17 protein-coding genes and 1 tRNA gene are annotated in these 15767 nt (G+C 62.5%); 13 read left to right on the top strand and 5 right to left on the bottom strand.

What is annotated here, in order from left to right:
* Positions 1-429, top strand: a complete 429-nt coding sequence (locus MTR72_RS23685; protein WP_341511149.1) for a tautomerase family protein — start codon at positions 1-3, stop codon at positions 427-429.
* 110 nt (positions 430-539) lie between these two features.
* Here MTR72_RS23685 and lipB read toward each other — a convergent pair whose 3' ends face one another.
* A complete protein-coding gene (lipB, locus tag MTR72_RS23680) occupies positions 540-1277 on the bottom strand; it encodes a lipoyl(octanoyl) transferase LipB (RefSeq protein WP_341511148.1) in 738 nt (245 codons plus the stop codon).
* 67 nt (positions 1278-1344) lie between these two features.
* Here lipB and MTR72_RS23675 point away from each other — a divergent pair, with 67 nt between their 5' ends.
* Together MTR72_RS23675 and MTR72_RS23670 are read left to right on the top strand one after the other, a co-directional pair.
* Positions 1345-1587: a FliM/FliN family flagellar motor switch protein gene (locus MTR72_RS23675; protein ID WP_018647371.1), complete on the top strand. Its 243-nt coding sequence runs from the start codon at positions 1345-1347 to the stop codon at positions 1585-1587.
* 134 nt (positions 1588-1721) lie between these two features.
* Positions 1722-1806: transfer RNA gene (locus tag MTR72_RS23670), tRNA-Leu, on the top strand.
* Between the two features lie 236 nt (positions 1807-2042).
* On the opposite strand, the gene MTR72_RS23665 is transcribed toward MTR72_RS23670, so the two are convergent.
* The 4 genes from MTR72_RS23665 to gspD all read right to left on the bottom strand — a co-directional run bounded on the left by MTR72_RS23665 (position 2043) and on the right by gspD (position 7316).
* Positions 2043-2285: a hypothetical protein gene (locus tag MTR72_RS23665; RefSeq protein ID WP_341511147.1), complete on the bottom strand. Its 243-nt coding sequence runs from the start codon at positions 2283-2285 to the stop codon at positions 2043-2045.
* 102 nt (positions 2286-2387) lie between these two features.
* Positions 2388-4229: an alkaline phosphatase family protein gene (locus MTR72_RS23660; RefSeq protein WP_445819624.1), complete on the bottom strand. Its 1842-nt coding sequence runs from the start codon at positions 4227-4229 to the stop codon at positions 2388-2390.
* A gap of 263 nt (positions 4230-4492) precedes the next feature.
* The gene (locus tag MTR72_RS23655; protein ID WP_445819623.1) at positions 4493-5029 is read right to left on the bottom strand and encodes a tetratricopeptide repeat protein; all 537 of its coding nucleotides are present in this window, start codon (positions 5027-5029) and stop codon (positions 4493-4495) included.
* Positions 5001-7316 (bottom strand): type II secretion system secretin GspD, encoded by a 2316-nt coding sequence (gene gspD / locus MTR72_RS23650; RefSeq protein ID WP_341511144.1) that lies wholly within the window; start codon positions 7314-7316, stop codon positions 5001-5003. The genes MTR72_RS23655 and gspD overlap by 29 nt, the downstream gene beginning before the upstream one ends.
* 252 nt (positions 7317-7568) lie before the next feature.
* Here gspD and MTR72_RS23645 point away from each other — a divergent pair, with 252 nt between their 5' ends.
* From MTR72_RS23645 to MTR72_RS23600, 10 genes are all read left to right on the top strand, one after another.
* Entirely contained in the window at positions 7569-9224 is a 1656-nt protein-coding gene (locus tag MTR72_RS23645) for a GspE/PulE family protein (RefSeq protein WP_341511143.1), read from the top strand.
* Positions 9225-9232: 8 nt separating this feature from the next.
* Complete coding sequence (locus MTR72_RS23640) at positions 9233-10444, top strand: type II secretion system F family protein (protein ID WP_341511142.1); 1212 nt, start codon at positions 9233-9235, stop codon at positions 10442-10444.
* 75 nt (positions 10445-10519) lie between these two features.
* Positions 10520-10978: a type II secretion system major pseudopilin GspG gene (gspG, locus tag MTR72_RS23635; RefSeq protein WP_280970412.1), complete on the top strand. Its 459-nt coding sequence runs from the start codon at positions 10520-10522 to the stop codon at positions 10976-10978.
* Complete coding sequence (locus tag MTR72_RS23630) at positions 10971-11435, top strand: prepilin-type N-terminal cleavage/methylation domain-containing protein (RefSeq protein WP_280970413.1); 465 nt, start codon at positions 10971-10973, stop codon at positions 11433-11435. The genes gspG and MTR72_RS23630 overlap by 8 nt, the downstream gene beginning before the upstream one ends.
* Positions 11428-11817: a PulJ/GspJ family protein gene (locus MTR72_RS23625; RefSeq protein ID WP_280970951.1), complete on the top strand. Its 390-nt coding sequence runs from the start codon at positions 11428-11430 to the stop codon at positions 11815-11817. Before MTR72_RS23630 ends, MTR72_RS23625 begins: the two co-directional genes overlap by 8 nt.
* On the top strand, positions 11817-12539 hold the full coding sequence (locus MTR72_RS23620) for a PulJ/GspJ family protein (RefSeq protein WP_341511141.1): 723 nt from the start codon (positions 11817-11819) through the stop codon (positions 12537-12539). The genes MTR72_RS23625 and MTR72_RS23620 overlap by 1 nt, the downstream gene beginning before the upstream one ends.
* Positions 12539-13477, top strand: coding sequence for a type II secretion system minor pseudopilin (locus tag MTR72_RS23615; RefSeq protein ID WP_341511140.1), 939 nt, complete (start codon positions 12539-12541; stop codon positions 13475-13477). Before MTR72_RS23620 ends, MTR72_RS23615 begins: the two co-directional genes overlap by 1 nt.
* Positions 13474-14541 carry a PilN domain-containing protein gene (locus tag MTR72_RS23610; RefSeq protein WP_341511139.1) on the top strand — a complete coding sequence of 356 codons (1068 nt, stop codon included), beginning with the start codon at positions 13474-13476 and terminating at the stop codon, positions 14539-14541. Before MTR72_RS23615 ends, MTR72_RS23610 begins: the two co-directional genes overlap by 4 nt.
* Entirely contained in the window at positions 14538-15101 is a 564-nt protein-coding gene (gene gspM, locus MTR72_RS23605) for a type II secretion system protein GspM (RefSeq protein ID WP_341511138.1), read from the top strand. Before MTR72_RS23610 ends, gspM begins: the two co-directional genes overlap by 4 nt.
* Entirely contained in the window at positions 15101-15760 is a 660-nt protein-coding gene (locus MTR72_RS23600) for a hypothetical protein (RefSeq protein ID WP_341511137.1), read from the top strand. The genes gspM and MTR72_RS23600 overlap by 1 nt, the downstream gene beginning before the upstream one ends.
* Positions 15761-15767 lie beyond the last annotated feature (7 nt).

Raw genomic sequence — 15767 nt, 5'->3', positions numbered from 1 at the left:
ATGCCGCTGATCACCGTGTCCTACACCACCTCCCGCCAATCGCCTTCGCTGAAGGCGGACATCGCGAGCGCCGTGTCCGAGCTCACCGCAAAGATCCTGCACAAGGACCCCAAGGTCACCGCGATCATCGTCAAGTCGGTCGACGCCAGCGACTGGTTCGCGGGCGGCGCCTCGCTCGCCGAGCAGAAGCTCGCGAGCTACTGGATCGACATCCACGTCAGCGAGGGCACCAACACCAAGGACGAGAAGGCTGGTTATCTCGCCGCCATGTTCAAGCGCATGGGCGAGCTCCTCGGCCCGCTGCATCACGAGACCTATCTGCATGTCGACGAGGTGAGGGGCGACGCCTACGGCTTCGGCGGCCTCACCCAGGAGCGCCGCTACATCGCCGGCAAGCTCGACGTGGCGCCGGACCGCGCGGCCGCTTAGAGCATGATCCGGAAAAGTGTGCGGCGGTTTTCCCTCGCGACAAACGCGGACCGCGTTTGCGCGGAGATCATGCGCAAACGATAACCTAAAGCGCGATGACGATCGCGCTTTTAGGCCGCCGCTTCCGGCAGCAGCGCCTTGGTCGGGCCGAACAGCTCCTCGAAGACCTGCCGGAGCGCGATGTCGACGTCGGCCATCGTCACCGGGTGGCCGAGATCGACCAGCGAGGTGACGCCGTAGCGGGGATCGGCGACGCCGCAGGGCACAATGCCGGCGAAATGCGATAAGTCCGGCTCGACATTGATGGCGATGCCGTGGAACGACACCCAGCGCTTCAGCCGGACGCCGATGGCCGCGATCTTGTCCTCGTGGTCCGGCCCCTTGTCCGGCCGCCTCACCCAAACGCCGACCCGGTCCTCGCGCCGCTCGCCGCGGATGTTGAAGGCGGCGAGCGTCCGCAGGATCAATTCCTCCAGGCCCGCGACATAGGCCCGGACGTCCGGCCGGCGGCGCTTGAGGTCGAGCATGACGTAGGCCACCCGCTGTCCGGGGCCGTGATAGGTGAGCTGCCCGCCGCGCCCGGTGGCGAAGGTCGGAAAGCGCGAATCGAGCAGATCGGAGGGTTTGCCCGAGGTGCCGGAGGTGTAGAGCGGGGGGTGTTCGAGCAGCCAGACGAGCTCCGGCGCTTCGCCCGCCGCGATCGCCGCGACGCGCGCCTCCATGGCAGCCACCGCGTCCGGATAGGGCACAGGGACGTCCGAAATCCGCCACTCCACGGGCGCGCCCGTGGAGGCGGAAAACGGCGTCAAATCGAGGTCTTGGCGGGGGTTTTGACGGTCATTAACCATTGGCTAACCATAACGTGGTGATCATCGCGAGAGCAAATGCGAAAGTCCCAAGTTGCGGCGGTGCTAAGTGCCCACACTCGATAAAGTCACCGTGGATCTCATGGTCGTCCTCGGGACGACCACCATGCCGATCCATCAGGTATTACGTCTTTCCCGCGGTGCCATCATAGAGCTGGACGCGACCGAGGCTGACGAGGTCAAGGTTTTGGCCAATAACCTGCCGGTCGCCTCCGGCGTCGTGCTGGTCGACCGCAACCGGATCGCGGTCGAGGTCAAGCAGATGCTGCCGCGCTCGCCGGGCACCAGATAAGGCCGGTCCGGGCAGATCTTTCCGCGCAAGCTTGTGGAATTCGCCTCCTATGCAGGCTTGTATCCCCCTGATGGATTTGTTAGATCGGCGCCGCTGATCCGGCCGGCCTTAAAGCCTCAGGCCGGCATCTCCTAGCGCTCGTGGCGGAACTGGTAGACGCGCTGCCTTGAGGTGGCAGTGGGTAACACCGTGGGGGTTCGAGTCCCTCCGAGCGCACCATAAACCCACGTTTAGCGTTGAAATCCTTACGGTTTTTTCCGGAAGTAACCGATCGGCGTTACTGTTGCGTTCACTGCGCGCAACGGCGTGAAATCCCAGATGTTCTCATTTTGATTATGGTCGAATGACACCCTTCTCCATGCCGCTGGCTCCAGTTTGTCGCGCCTAGCCTTGGTGCCTAGCCTTGGTAATGTAGTGGGCCGGCATCTTCGGGTCGGTCCGGCCGAGCATCGCCATCATCTGCGCCTCCGTGCAGTCGGCATGAGCGGCGGCCTCGGCTCTCGTCTTGCGCACGGTAGGGGCGTGCGCATTTCATTGCGCTGCTTCTGCGCGTTGAGATAGTCGCCGACAATGCCGTACTCGGCGATCTGCCCGGCAATGGCCGTATCGACCGCGTCGTTGTTGCCATTGGCTTGGTTGTCGCCGAACGTTTCGACCCGCGTAAGGTTCTCGAGCCGCTGTCCCTGTGTGTTGAGCAAGGGCTGGTCGATGCCGAAACAGTGGGCCCGCGGCGGTTCATGCCGCGGGCCTCGGGAGTTGTCTGGTTCAATCAGCGTTGAGCCAAGCGCATGATTCCTGGATCAGCGATCGTCGCGATCGTGATCGCCGTCACCGTCGCGATCGGCAAACGTAAACATGTTCATCAGATCGCCGATCGCTGGACGATTCTTCGGAACATATCGATGATCGTCGCCATCGTGGACCGGATTTGGCAGCCGGTCACGGCTCACGGCCGAGATGGTCGGAAGGTGCCAGTTCCGCTCGATAAATTTCACGATCGACACGTGGTCGTAGTAGGTGTGATCCACGAAACTCTTCTTGGCATAGGGCGAAACCAGGATGAACGGGATGCGGGTGCCGTCGCCCAAGAAGTCAACTGGCTGGACATAACCCGAGTCATAGTAACCACCGCCTTCGTCGGTGGTGATGAAGATGGCAGTCGTAGCCCAAAGCTCCGGATTGGCCTTGACACGGTTGACCAGCGTCTCGAGGAATTTCTCGTAGAGGTCCGTCGTGGAATCCGCCGGATGCCCGGCCAGAGCCTCGAACGGACGGACGAACGAAACCGCCGGCAGCGTGTGGTTCTGGACATCCTTCAGGAACGCGCCGTAATTCTGCAGCTTCGCTTCCTCGGTCGGATTCTTCATGATCTTGAGAAAGCCGGTAAGTGGATCACAGATGCCGCAATAATAATGGTAGGGGATCGCGACGCCGTCCACGGCCGCCGCGAAAGTCGTCACGTCGTCGCCGCGATCAGCGGTGTAGTATTTCCACGAAACACCCTTTGCAGTCATGACGTCGGCAATCGTTGGGGCGCTCTGGGGCGGCAAGACGAACTTGTCCGAGCCGAGCATCTGCGGATTCGTGCTGTTCTGGTTCCAATACATGTTGTAGTTGTTGACCAGGTAGTAGTGGTTCGCAGAGCAGTTGTTGTTGTGAACGTTGTTCTTGTAGAGTTGCTCGTTGATGGCTGCGACGCCGGGAGCACTGGGGTCGGAGCAGTTCACGTAGGAGCCGCCGCTGTAGCCGTCCTGCGTGTAGTAATTGTTGGTGCCGCGCGCCGGATCTGGATTTTCAATCTGATTGGCATAGGGCACCGCAACAGAACCATCGAGCGATTCGGGGTTCGTGAAGAAGGCGGCGTGGCCGGTGACCAGCGCCTGGAAGTTGGCGCCCGTTCCGCCCATGATCGCCTGATGATAGTTGTCGCTGATGGCATACTGGTCGGCCATCGACTTGAAGAAGGGCGCATCACCCGGCTGCGGCTTTCCGGACGCATCGGTGAAGGGGTTCATATTGTAGAAGCCCATGGAGATGGCGCCTTCCATGGGGTTGAAGCCGCCTGCCGGATAGGGCTGGCCGTTCGAGCCGGTGCCGATGGTTTCCTCAACCCATACGAACTTGTCATGCTTGCCGCCGTCGATGTCCTGCCACATCTGGAAGAAGCGGTGCACGGGGTCGCCGGTATAGGCCGCATAAGGCACGTACTTGCTGATCTGGAAGGGGCCGTTCGGCAAATTCGCCGGAAAGCGCGTGTCAAGCACGTTTTGCGGAAGGCCGGTGCCTGAGGCCCAGGTGGTGTAGGGTTGCGGCAGAGCTGTATAGGCGCCGGTCGAAATTGTCTCGGCATTGTAGCGGACTTCGTCGCGCCCGATCCGTTGCTCTGCCTTCCGGAAATGCGGTCCCGGCGTGCCGTCCTCGTTGACGATGCCCTTGCTCAGGAGATTGTCGATCGTCTGGCCGGCCTTCGGCTTGTAAGTGCCGAATAGATTGTCGAACGTATGATTTTCACCGACGATGATGATGACGTGCTCGATCGGTGTCCTCGTCGCTCCGGCAAATGCAGGTGCGATGCTCGTTACGGTGAAGAACGCTGTTGTTGCGAGGGTAAGCGACTTGAATCGGCCGTTCGCTATTCTCATGGTCATCTCCAAGGGAGAATTGTGGAGGGAGGCGAGGCTTGATGAGCCCGCGGCGAACTATCGCGAGCGCGAATTGCAGTGCGGTGTCGCTTGTGATTCAAAACCGTGAAAGCTTGGGAAAAAGCGGCAACTCATCTGCGCAACCGTCGCGGGCTGTCGATGAGAGCTACGTTGTCATCGATCTCGAACGGTGGCCGCGTAGCGCCGGTTCACGATTGAATTTGCAAGGATCTCGGGAATCGCCCTGCAGTCGGGCGAAGACTTCACCAACGACCGGGGGCCCAGGCGAGCGCAAGAGCCTGTCCCTGGGCGATTTGGTCGACCGACATCTTCGAAGCAACCGCGTTACGCAGGCGGATGTAATAGGCACGCTGCAGCCTTCCCGCGCGGCCCGCGGCGAGATTCAACCATTTGTAGGCAAGCACGACGTCGAGCGGCACTCCATGCCCTTTGTCGTACATCAGGCCGAGCATCGCCTGGGCGAACGGATTGCCGGCAATCGCAGCTTGGGTGTAGAGGTCGGCCGCAGCGTCATAGGCTTGCGGCGCTCCGAACCCGTTCTCATACATGAAGCCGAGCATCGCCTGCGCGTCCACATTGCCGCGCAACGCGAGAGGCGTCAGCCGGTTGACGGCCTGCACAAAGTTGCCGCGCGCATATGCACAGCGCGCTGAGGCAATCGGATCGGCGAGGGTGGAAGACCCAGCAAACAGCCAGCACAGCAGCGAAAGGAGAAGTGCGGCCCTTACGAGGCGCATCGAAACCGGGGCGTCAGCGGACGGTCTGGACACGGAGGTCATCGGTGATACTCGCGCCAACAGTGCCGCGAAGCTTCGAGCGCAGCTCCTCGGCTATTTGATGTGCATCACTGCCATCGCGAATGATCTGCGGGCGAATGAATATGATCAGCTCCGTGCGCGTGCCCTTTTTGCCCTGGTGTGAGAAGGCGTCGCCAAGACCGGGAATTTCGTCAAGCAGCGGGATACCGTTGCGACTGCCGTTCTGTTGCTCGCTGATCAATCCGGCCAGGAGCACGGTCTGGCTGTTTGCCACCGAAACCGAGCTCTTCACCTTGCGCTGGGACACGGTCGGAGTGAGGCTGGTTGAGGTCTGGGGCGATACGTTGCTGATCTCCTGTTCGATTTCGAGACGGACGTTTCCATTTGCGGTGATCCGCGGCACGACGCGAAGAATGATGCCGGTGTTGCGGTAGTCGATGGTGTTGACCACAGTATTGCTGGAGGACAGCACGGTCGCACTGCCAGTCGAGACCGGGACAACGTCGCCTACCTGAAGGGTTGCAGTCTGGTTGTTGATGACGACGAGCGACGGATTGGACAGCACTTTGACGCTGGTCACTTCATGCAGTGCGTCGAGGATAACGGCCGGCTGTGACTCCGATCCGATCAGGAAGTTGAAGCCGGGAAATGCGCGGTTGATCATGGCGCTCGTCACCGTGCTCACGACGCCGGTGGTCGCATCGGTTGTCGTCGTTGTCGATGGCGCCGAGGTTGATTGCGTGTTGAGGATCGAGCCCTGGTTGGCCTTCAGGCCGAGCTGCTTGCTGGTCAGATAGGTCTGGACCCCGTAACTCAGCTCGTTGGTCAGCGTGACCTCCGCGATGGTGGCGTCGATTGCGACCTGCAGCACCGGCTGATCGAGTTGTTGCAGAGTGCTGGAGATGGTTCGATAATTCTCGCGGTCGGCATAGATCAGAAGCGCGTTATTCACGATATCGGGCGTGATGCGCACATTGGGCATGAGCGGCTGTCCGCCGCCGCTTCTCGTGTCGAGCCCACCACTGGACGCTGCCCCGTTTGAGGAAGTGGATCCGGACGGCGTGGTGGAGCCCGCGCCTGCGGCGCCCTGAAGGCGGTTGGTCGGGCTTGCCGATGCGCTGGACGAGTTGGTGTTGAATGACAATCGTTCGGCAACCGATGTCGTCATGCCGCCCGATCCGGGAGCGAGCTGGTTCTCGGCGCTGTCGAGCGAGGCCGAGGCACTGCCCACGAACATTTCGGTCAGCACCTTGGCGAGCTGTCGAGCATCGCCATAGCGGATGCGATAGACGTGGACACTGGTTCGGGTCGAGTCCGCCTGGTCGAGGCGTCGGATCCAGGTCGCCGCAGCTTGGAGCAGGGCAGGTTTGCGCGTCACGACCATAATGGCGTTCAGCCGATTGACAACCTGGAGCTTGACGAGATTCTGGCTGAGGCCATTCTCACCGGAATCCATGATCTTTTCGAGCTCGGCAATCAGCGGCTCGGGTGCGGAATTGTTGACCGGGAAGATTCCGACTGACTGGCCTCGCATCCAATCGACGTCGAAGCTGAGGGCGGTTTCGACGGCGGTCCGCCGTTCAGCTCCAGTACCCTGGATCAGAAGGAGGTTGCGCGTCGGGTCGGCGCGGACGCTGCCAGCGCGCGTTGCGAAGCTGTCCATCAGCTTGAGGATGGTCTGGGCGCCAACATATTGCAGTGGAATAACCGAGACTCCGTAACCAGCCTCGGGACGACCGGCCGCGGCGTCGACACGACCGGCGCCAACGGCGTCGCCAAGTGGCGTCAGCTTGTATCCGCCCGCATCGCGCACCAGCACGACGCCCGACAGTCGCAAGGCGCTCTCGAGCACGAAGACGATGTCGGATTTGGGCACCGGTCGCGCAGAGATCAGACTGACGCTGCCCTGCACGCGCGGGTCGATCGTATAGCCAAGGCCGAGAATGTCGCCGAGTACCACTTTTGCGACGGTCGCGACCGGCGTGTTTTCAAAGTTCAGGTCATAGCCCGGACCGCTCGAGGTCGGCTGTGGCCGAATCTCGGCGACGTCGGAGATCACCGCGCCCTCATAGGTGCGATTTGTCACGCGCTGCGTCTCGGGACGCCCCTGGATCGCAGCGACCGGCTGATCGCCACGCGGCAAGATGTCGAGTGATCGCACCTTGTCGAGCACGTCAACATCAGCCGGCGCCGTTGCCGGCCCACTGATCGTAGCCATGTTACATGACGAGAACAGAAGCATCGTCGCGACGAGCACGATGTTGCGGGCAACCGCACCGGACTGGCTTCGATTGCCGAAACGAAACATGGACTTGCCGATCTACTCGCGTTGCTGATCGGATGCCGGAAGGCGCCGCCCAGATCATCGGTCATCCTTAGCGATCAATTATGACAGTTATGTTTTGCGAGCCGAGACGCTCCGCATTTGTGGGCGAGTGCGCCTGCCGCGTGGATACATCGAGCGACCTTCGTACAGTCGTCATATTTCGGATCGATAACGACGTCCGGTCTAGCTGCAAGATGCCAACAGCGTCACGCGCAGGCGCAACCGGATCATGTCATGAGCGGTACACCGTCTTCGCAATTCATCGAGCATCTTCGGCTGATCTTCCCGGGACATCCGGAGAAGGGCGCGGCTATTGGCGAGCGGCCGGCCAGAGCCTGGGAATCGTTCGACATACCGGCCGATACATTCGCGGACGAGGCTGCTCGATTTTGCGGTCTGATGCGAATTGGTCTGCGGGAGATGCTGGCGGCCGCCTCTGCGACCGACGAGTTTTCGCAACGTTTCCTTCGGGAGGTTCTCGCTTTTCCCTGCCGTCTGGCGGACGACACGCCCGTTTTTGCGATGGCGGACCCGACCGATCATGCGGCCAGAAGGGCGGCGGAGCTCGTGCTCGGAGCCCGGACAACCTTCAAGGTGGCGTCGGTCGAAGATCTGGCCATCGTTCTCGACCAAAAGCTTGGTCACTCCGAGGATGGCGAGCAGCCTGCCGCTCAGGACCTGCGCGATGACGATATCGAGAGCCTGCGCGACCTGGCCAGCGGCGCGCCGGTCGTGCGCGCGGTCACCGATCTGATCGAAAAAGCCGTTGAGATGCGCGCCAGCGACATCCACATCGAGCCATTCTCGACCGGTCTTGCGGTTCGGCTCCGGATCGACGGACTGCTCCGTGCCATCCAGCCGCCGGCGGGCGTACTTCCCCAGGCGGTCATTTCCCGCATCAAGATCATCGCCGGATTGAATATTGCCGAGCGGCGTCTGCCTCAGGACGGAGCGGCGCGGATCCGGGCTGGCCGAACCGAGATCGACGTGCGTGTCGCGATCATGCCGACCCAGCACGGCGAGTCCGCGGTTCTGCGCATTCTGCCAAAGGATCGCTCGCAGCTCGTCGCGAGCCGGCTGGGTCTTTCCGAGCGGGACGATGCCATCCTGCGCCGCTTGATTACATTACCTTATGGCATGATCGTCGTCACCGGCCCGACGGGAAGCGGCAAGACGACAACGCTTGCCACGATCCTGTCGATGCTGAACGTACCCGAGCGGAAGATCCTGACCGTTGAGGACCCGGTCGAATACGAAATTCCCGGCATCAATCAGTCCCAGATCAAGCCGGCGATCGGGCTTACCTTCGCAAGCGCACTGCGCTCCTTTGTTCGCCAGGATCCCGACGTGATCATGGTCGGCGAAATCCGCGATTCCGAGACGGCTCATGTGGCCGTCCATGCGGCGCTTACAGGCCATCTTGTGCTCACGACCCTGCATACGGAGACGGCCGCGGCGGCTGTGCCGCGGTTGCTGGATCTCGGTGTGGAAGGCTACTTGCTGCGTTCCACGCTACGCGCCGTCGTCGCGCAGCGGTTGGTCCGGCAACTCTGCGAGCATTGCAAGGTGCCGACGCGTTTCCGCCCGGACGAAGAGACCCGGGATACCAGGCTCGATCACCTCGGGCTCCGAAGCGGAGAGACCTTATGGCAGCAGCGGGGTTGCGAACGATGCGGCCAGAGCGGCTATCGCGGCCGGGTCGGGATCTTTGAGCTGCTCGAGCTCAGCAGCGGTCTCCGAGAACTCATCGGGGAGCAAGCCGATGGTCTGGCAATCGATCGTCTGGCGATCCGCGAGGGGATGACGACGATGCTTGATGATGGGGTCGCGAAATGCCGCGCGGGCATCACCACGCCAGCCGAAATCCTCCGTGTGATTGCCGCGCGCTGAGTAGGATCATGCCGAGTTTCCGCTATCGCGCCTTGACCCAGTCGGGAGAGATCGTCGTAGGCTCTCTGGTCGCACCGACGCGAGCGGAGGTCGAGCGCCGGATTTCCTACTTGCGGCTCCTGCCGATCGAGGCCGTGGAGGAGGCCCGATCGGCTCCCGCGCTGCGCGGCGGATTTGGACTGAACCGCCCGTCCCGCGCGGAGATCACGACCTTCACACGGGATCTTGCGCTGCTGTTGAAGGCAGGAGCGCGTCTTGACGACGCTCTTGAACTGCTGTCGAGCGATTCCGACGTCGGTCGGCTGCGTCCGGTGGTCGGGCGATTGAGGATGGCCGTGCTCGGTGGCGAGAGTTTTGCCGATGCGGTGGCTGCCCAACCCGAACTGTTTCCTTCTATGTATGGGGCACTCATGCGCGTGGGCGAGGCGTCCGGTACGCTCGACCACGTCCTTGAGGTGCTGGCTGGCGAGCGCGAGCGCTCCGAGGCGACCCGGCGAAAGCTCGCCGATGCGATGCAATATCCGACCTTCGTCCTGCTCGCGGCGATCGGCGTCATGCTGTTCTTCATTCTGGTGGTGTTGCCGCAATTTTCATCGGTGCTTCGCGATTTCGGCGGGCGGGCCGACACGGCACTCGGCTTCTTCATGGACGTCTCTGACGTGATGCGGGCCAACGGCGCATTGATTTCGATCTCGTGTGCGGTCGTGCTGGCTTGCGGATGGTGGCTCCTGCGGCAGGCCAAGGTGCGCGCTTCGCTCGTCGCCGGACTTGCGAAGCTGCCCGGAATCGGCGGCATCTTCATCTTCTATCGCACGAGCCTGTTTTGCCGGAATCTGGGATTGTTGCTCGGCTGCGGCGTAAACCTCACGACGACGCAGCGCATTCTCGTTGATGTCATGTCCGTGACCTCGTCGTCCGCGCCCTGGGTCGAAGCGGCTGATCGCGTTCGGCAGGGCGGCAAGCTGTCCCAAGCACTGGCGGCGTCGAACGTTCTCCCTCCTATGGCGGTGCGCATGCTGCGACTTGGCGAGGAAACCGGACAATTGCCGGCGCTGGCCGGCCGGATCGCGGAATTCTACGAGGCCAAGCTGCAGCGCAGTCTGGATCGTGTTTTGGGAATCGTCGGGCCCGTCGCCATCCTGACGATCAGCGTCGTCGTCGGAGGCCTGATCGTCTCGGTCATGACGGCATTGCTCTCAGTCACGCAGCTCGTCGGCTGACGGAGCGAAAGGAGGATCGGTATGACAGCGAGGAACCAATCGAGGCTGGGTCGCCCTGCATGGGGATCGAGATTGATGCAGCGCCATTCGATGGCGGCCCGCGATGGCGAGCGCGGCTTCACGCTGGTCGAGATGCTGGTCGTGATCACCATCATCGGTCTGATCATGGGGCTGATCGGGCCAAGGGTCCTCAACTATCTCGGCGAGTCCAAGGTCAAGACGGCGAAGATCCAGCTACAGAGCTTCTCGAGTGCGCTCGACCTGTTCTATCTGGATGTCGGCCGCTATCCCTCGACATCCGAAGGATTGGGTGCGCTGGCGAGCCGTCCTGCCGGCATCACGGCTTGGAACGGCCCGTATCTGAAAGGCGGGGCTCTGCCCACCGATCCATGGAATACGCCCTATGTGTATCGTTCCCCCGGCGAGCACGGACCTTACGACATCCTGTCCTATGGAGCCGATGGTCAGGAGGGAGGTAGCGGCACGGCTGCCGACATCTCGCTCGCCACGCAGAGAAGCGCCCGCAATGAGTGACGACGGTCAGCGCGGCTTTACGCTGCTGGAGATGGTTTGCGTGCTCGCGATCCTCGCGATGCTCGTAACCGTGCTGTTGCCGTCGGTGCCGCGGCAGACCTCGAAGGCAAGGCTGCAGGCTTATGCCCTTGAGGCGGCTTCTATCCTGAAGGCGGACCGCGCTGTGTCGCTCCGCAGCGGCGTGAGAGTGGATACCGAGATCGATACATCGGGCCGGTCGATCCGTTCGGGCGCCGGATCCGCCGCGGTCCGGGTGCCGGACGACGTCGCTTTCGAGGCGGTCCTGCCGCGCAACTGCAACCAGCGCCCAGTGTTCTCGACGATCAGCTTTTTTCCGGATGGTCTATCCTGCGGCGGAGCGATTGCAATCGCGCGGGCAGACCTGCGTCTCGAGATCAGGATCAACTGGCTGACCGGGAGGGTCGACATTGTCTCTCGTTCGCTCGCCAATGGTTGAAGAGGGTGAAGCCGGCTTCACTTTGATTGAGGTGCTGATCGCACTGGCCGTGGTCAGCCTGTCGCTGGCGGCCATCGGCGCGGTCGTGGCGTCGAATATGCGGGCCGTCCGGAAGATCGAGGAAAAGGTCACCCTGATCGAAGATGCGAACGCATCCCTTGTGACTGCAATTCCCGATCGTAGCCGGCTTGTGCCAGGTGCCGCGAGTGGTGAGTCAGCTTCCGGACGGTGGATCATGCGGGTCGCGCCACTCGGCTCGGGCTGGGATCTTGCCGCCGGCCAGGCGGGCTGGATACCCGAGTTGGTGGAGTTGCGAGTCCGCTCCGCCTCAGGAGCAAGCGTCGACGTGCGGACGGTACGACTTGCGCGGACAGCTCGCTGATGTGCTCGGCATCCACTCATCGGGACGACCAGGCCGGCTTCACTCTGATCGAAGCACTGGCCGCGCTGATCGTCGCCGGGGTCGTCCTGTCCGCGCTCGCAACGATCACTTCGCAATGGCTGCCGTCGTGGAATCGCGGTGTCGATCGCGCCCAGCGGGCGGAGATGCTGGGCCTGGCACTGCGCAGAATCGCCGACGATCTCTCGGCCGCCGAATTTGTTCCGGCCAATCGTGAACAGAAGCAACCGCTTTTTGAGGGACGAGAGCTGATCGTCACCTTCGTGCGCAAGGCAATTGGACCGAATGCCGGGCGCGGGCTGGATATCGTACAGATTGGCGAGATGGCCAATGGACGCGATCTTGGGCTCGTGCGGGCCAGAACAAGCTTCGCACCCTTGCTCGTAGGTGTGTCGATGTCCGAATCGCTGCATCTTTCCGATCGTGTGATGCTGCTTGCGTCTCCGTTCCGCCTGTCGTTCGCCTATGCGGATCGGACGCTCACCTGGAAACCGGATTGGCGCGATGCGGACCGGCTGCCTTCTGCCGTTCGGCTGACTGTTCACGACAACAGTCGAGGAGGCGTACCGGTGATGTCGACCGTGGCGCACATCCATGTCGACGCGCCGGCAGTGGGCTGCGACGAGGGCAAGAACGACTGCAGCGAGTCCGGACAGGACCAGCCGAAGACGCCGAATGTCGCTTCCAGCGGAGCGAAGGACTGATGTCGCGATCGATGAGATATCCGCCACGTCAGGAAGATGCTCGGGATGGATTTATCCTGGTGGCGGCGCTGTGGATTCTGGCGGCGCTGGCGGCGCTCGTCGTGATCTTTTCCCAGCATCTTTCGAGCTCGGCACGCGTGCTGCGCATTGGCGATGAGGCCTTGCAGGCAGACGCGCTTGTCACTGCAGGTGTCGAGCTCGCGGCTTATCAATTGCTCCTGGCCAAGGCGGAGGAGCGCCCGAAGCAGGGCGGATTTCGAGTTCGGCTGGGCGATGACGAGGTTGCGGTCTCGTTCGTGACGGAAGCGGCCCGGATCGATCTCAATGCTGCGCCGAAGGAGATGATTGCCAACTTGTTTGCGACGCTCGGCGCCGATGGCGAGGCGGCGAATGATTACGCGGAACGCGTGGTGGCTTGGCGCACGAAGCCTGCAGACAAGGCGGCTGAGCAGGCGGAAGAGGCACTCTATGCTTCCGCCGGGCGCAATTACGGGCCGAGGCTCGCGCCCTTTGCCCATGTCGAAGAGCTCCCACTCGTGCTCGGTCCGCCGCCCTGGTTGGTCGATCGGGCCATGCCATTCGTCACGGTGTTCAATGGGTCAGCCGGGATAGACGTCTTGACCGCCGCGCCTGAAGTGATCGCCGCGCTGCCGGGAATGACGCCGCTGATCCTGAAGGATTTCCTCGCATCGCGGAATTCATTGTCGGCGGATACTTCGGCAGTCGCGCAGGCTCTGGGGCCAGCGGGTGGCACTGCGACAACGGCCAAGAGCAGGGCCTGGAGACTGCATATCTCCGTGAGCGGGGCGACCGGCTGGCGCCGTGGCTCGGTGGCGGTGATCGCGCCGGGTGAAGGGGATTTGCCTTATCGGGTTTTATCGCAAGAGGACGAGGGTCCGCAAACAAGGAACGCGCGCGTTGCGCGTCGGGCGTCATGAAGCTTGCAACCGACATCGAGGCGGGACTTGCCGCCTGGAGTGCGACGGTGGCCGCGGCGATCGAACAGATGGCGGATCGGTTGCAACGGCGTCGCCAGATCAGCGCCCGCCGCAACGGTGCGGACACGCTGACGCTGCGAGTCGCGCAGCAATCCAGAGGCAAACCGCCGCTGCCCGATGTTGAAGTTCGGCTGGCCGACGATCGCGCCTTACCGGCCGACTGGATTGGCGGTCTGCGCGGCTGCGCAATGGACATTCATCTTGCCCCCCACGAGGTTCTGGTTCGACAGCTCGACTTTCCCAAACAGGCAGAACCATTTTTGGATGGCATGGTCCGCTCCCAGATCGATCGCCTGACACCTTGGACCGCCGATCAGGCCTTCTTTGGCTTGAGCGCGCCGCAGTCGGCGCCTAACGAACGCATTGGTCTCATTTTGGCGGCAGTACCGCGCGCCGCCATCGTACCGCTGGTTCAGTTCGCCGATCGCGCCGGAGCAGCCGCCGTCGCGATCAATGCCGACGACGGATCGGGCTCGCGGTCGATCATGCTGTTCAAGGCCGGTCTTCGCTCGGCAATTGCCGGTGGACGAGATCTTGCGAAGCTGCTGAAGTTCGTTCTCCTTGGTGTTGCGGCCACAACCGCTGTGACTCTGGTCGCGACGATGTTGCTCGGTACTGTCGTGGACGGGGAATTGCAGGACCTGCGCGCCGCGATTGCACGCCAGCGCGCGGCCTTGAGGCTCAGCCCGAGCGGGGGCGCGTCCACAGCCGAAACGTTGCTCGCCCGGCGCAAGCAGACGACGCCAGCGAACGTCCTGGCGCTCGATCATCTTTCCAAGCTCCTGCCCGACGGGACCTACGTCACGGATCTGCGTATCGAGGGTGATCGGTTGCAATTGGCAGGATTGACTCAGGACGCGCCGACGCTGATCCGGCTGATTGAGCAGTCACCTCAGTTCAGTCGAGCTACATTCTATGCGCCGACGACCAGATCACCGAACGAGCCTGGCGAGCGCTTTCATATCGAGGCTCACGTGAATGCCTATTTCGGGGAAGGAGCATGAACGGGTCGGCGCTCCTTCGAAAGGTCTTTTTATCGTCTCCGGCTTTGGCTGCCTCGCTCTATGGACTTGTCGTCATTGCTTTGCTGTGGCTGATCGCAAGTTCGCTCGTCGATCTGCTTGCCCGATATGACCAGCGCAATAGCGCTGCCGATATGTTGGCCCAGTTCGAGGGGCGACCGGTGCGGGGCGACCGTCGCGGCAAGAACAACTCGGCGGCGCCGCAAGGTTCGGCGTTTCTTGATGGAAAGACAGTCACGGTCGCCGGCGCTGCACTGGTGCAGCGGGTGGCGGAAGCCACGACCAAGGTCGGCGGCAATGTGCTCTCGACTCAGGTCGAGCTACAAGGCAATCGATCGAAGGCCGGGTTCGTCAGTGTGGTGGCAAGTTGCGAGATCGAACAACCGGCCGTGCAGCAGCTCCTCTACGACCTGGAGGCGGGTCTTCCGTTCCTATTCGTCGATCAGCTCGTGGTGCAGGCACCCTTGGCTGTCGCGACCACAGGGGAAGGAAAGCTGCGCGTGATGTTGACCGTTTCGGGCCAATGGCAAGGATCCAAATGATGCATCGCCTTGTGGTCATCGGCTGGGGCGTCGCCGTCCTGAGCATGGCAGGTCTTTCGGCCAGTGCGGCAATTGCGCCTGCGACAAGCGACGAGGCGATGGACGCGAGTTCGATTGCATCGCGGGAGAGCCCGTTGGGGGTGGAAAAGCCCGAACGCCCTTCGTTGACCGCTAGCCCGGCGCCGGCATCGAATGAGCCTGCAGCAAAGAGCGCCAATCCATTGTGGGGCATTCCACTGGCCTCCCTGTCGGCGACGCGCGATCGTCCGATCTTCTCGGCCTCGCGACGGCCGCCTGCTCCGGTGGTGGCGCCGGTTGCGACCTTGCGCCCGCCGCCGCCGCGTCCGAAGGAGCCGGAGAAACCGCGCCTCTTGCTGGTTGGGACGGTCATTGGAGAGAGCGAGAGCTTCGGTATCTTCGTCGAGCGGTCCAGCAAAGTATCGCTGCGGTTGCGCCTCGGCGAAGAGCGTGACGGCTGGGTGCTGCGCGCGGTGCAGGGCCGCGAAGTTGTCCTCGAGAAGGATGCTCAGACGGCGATCATCTCGATGCCCCAGCCCGGAAAGGCGAGCGAGGGAGAGGTTCGGATGGCGCCCGCGACCGCGGAGCGCGACGGCTACGACAATAGGGCAAACTCGACGAGGACCCGGCCGCCGCTATGAGTCTCGA

Origin of the sequence: Bradyrhizobium sp. ISRA442 (assembly GCF_038085055.1) — a bacterium.
Taxonomy (GTDB): domain Bacteria; phylum Pseudomonadota; class Alphaproteobacteria; order Rhizobiales; family Xanthobacteraceae; genus Bradyrhizobium.
Note: the sequence above shows the minus strand (reverse complement) of the source record. Positions and strands in the feature narration are given on the sequence as shown.

Coding starts and splice junctions, on each gene's coding strand:
- MTR72_RS23645 (WP_341511143.1), top strand. CDS start 7,569: ATGAGCGGTACACCGTCTTCGCAATTCATCGAGCATCTTCGGCTGATC.
- MTR72_RS23660 (WP_445819624.1), bottom strand. CDS start 4,229: ATGAGAATAGCGAACGGCCGATTCAAGTCGCTTACCCTCGCAACAACA.
- MTR72_RS23615 (WP_341511140.1), top strand. CDS start 12,539: ATGTCGCGATCGATGAGATATCCGCCACGTCAGGAAGATGCTCGGGAT.
- gspG (WP_280970412.1), top strand. CDS start 10,520: ATGCAGCGCCATTCGATGGCGGCCCGCGATGGCGAGCGCGGCTTCACG.
- lipB (WP_341511148.1), bottom strand. CDS start 1,277: ATGGTTAATGACCGTCAAAACCCCCGCCAAGACCTCGATTTGACGCCG.
- MTR72_RS23600 (WP_341511137.1), top strand. CDS start 15,101: ATGCATCGCCTTGTGGTCATCGGCTGGGGCGTCGCCGTCCTGAGCATG.
- MTR72_RS23685 (WP_341511149.1), top strand. CDS start 1: ATGCCGCTGATCACCGTGTCCTACACCACCTCCCGCCAATCGCCTTCG.
- MTR72_RS23630 (WP_280970413.1), top strand. CDS start 10,971: ATGAGTGACGACGGTCAGCGCGGCTTTACGCTGCTGGAGATGGTTTGC.
- gspD (WP_341511144.1), bottom strand. CDS start 7,316: ATGTTTCGTTTCGGCAATCGAAGCCAGTCCGGTGCGGTTGCCCGCAAC.
- MTR72_RS23610 (WP_341511139.1), top strand. CDS start 13,474: ATGAAGCTTGCAACCGACATCGAGGCGGGACTTGCCGCCTGGAGTGCG.
- MTR72_RS23640 (WP_341511142.1), top strand. CDS start 9,233: ATGCCGAGTTTCCGCTATCGCGCCTTGACCCAGTCGGGAGAGATCGTC.
- gspM (WP_341511138.1), top strand. CDS start 14,538: ATGAACGGGTCGGCGCTCCTTCGAAAGGTCTTTTTATCGTCTCCGGCT.
- MTR72_RS23655 (WP_445819623.1), bottom strand. CDS start 5,029: ATGACCTCCGTGTCCAGACCGTCCGCTGACGCCCCGGTTTCGATGCGC.
- MTR72_RS23625 (WP_280970951.1), top strand. CDS start 11,428: ATGGTTGAAGAGGGTGAAGCCGGCTTCACTTTGATTGAGGTGCTGATC.
- MTR72_RS23620 (WP_341511141.1), top strand. CDS start 11,817: ATGTGCTCGGCATCCACTCATCGGGACGACCAGGCCGGCTTCACTCTG.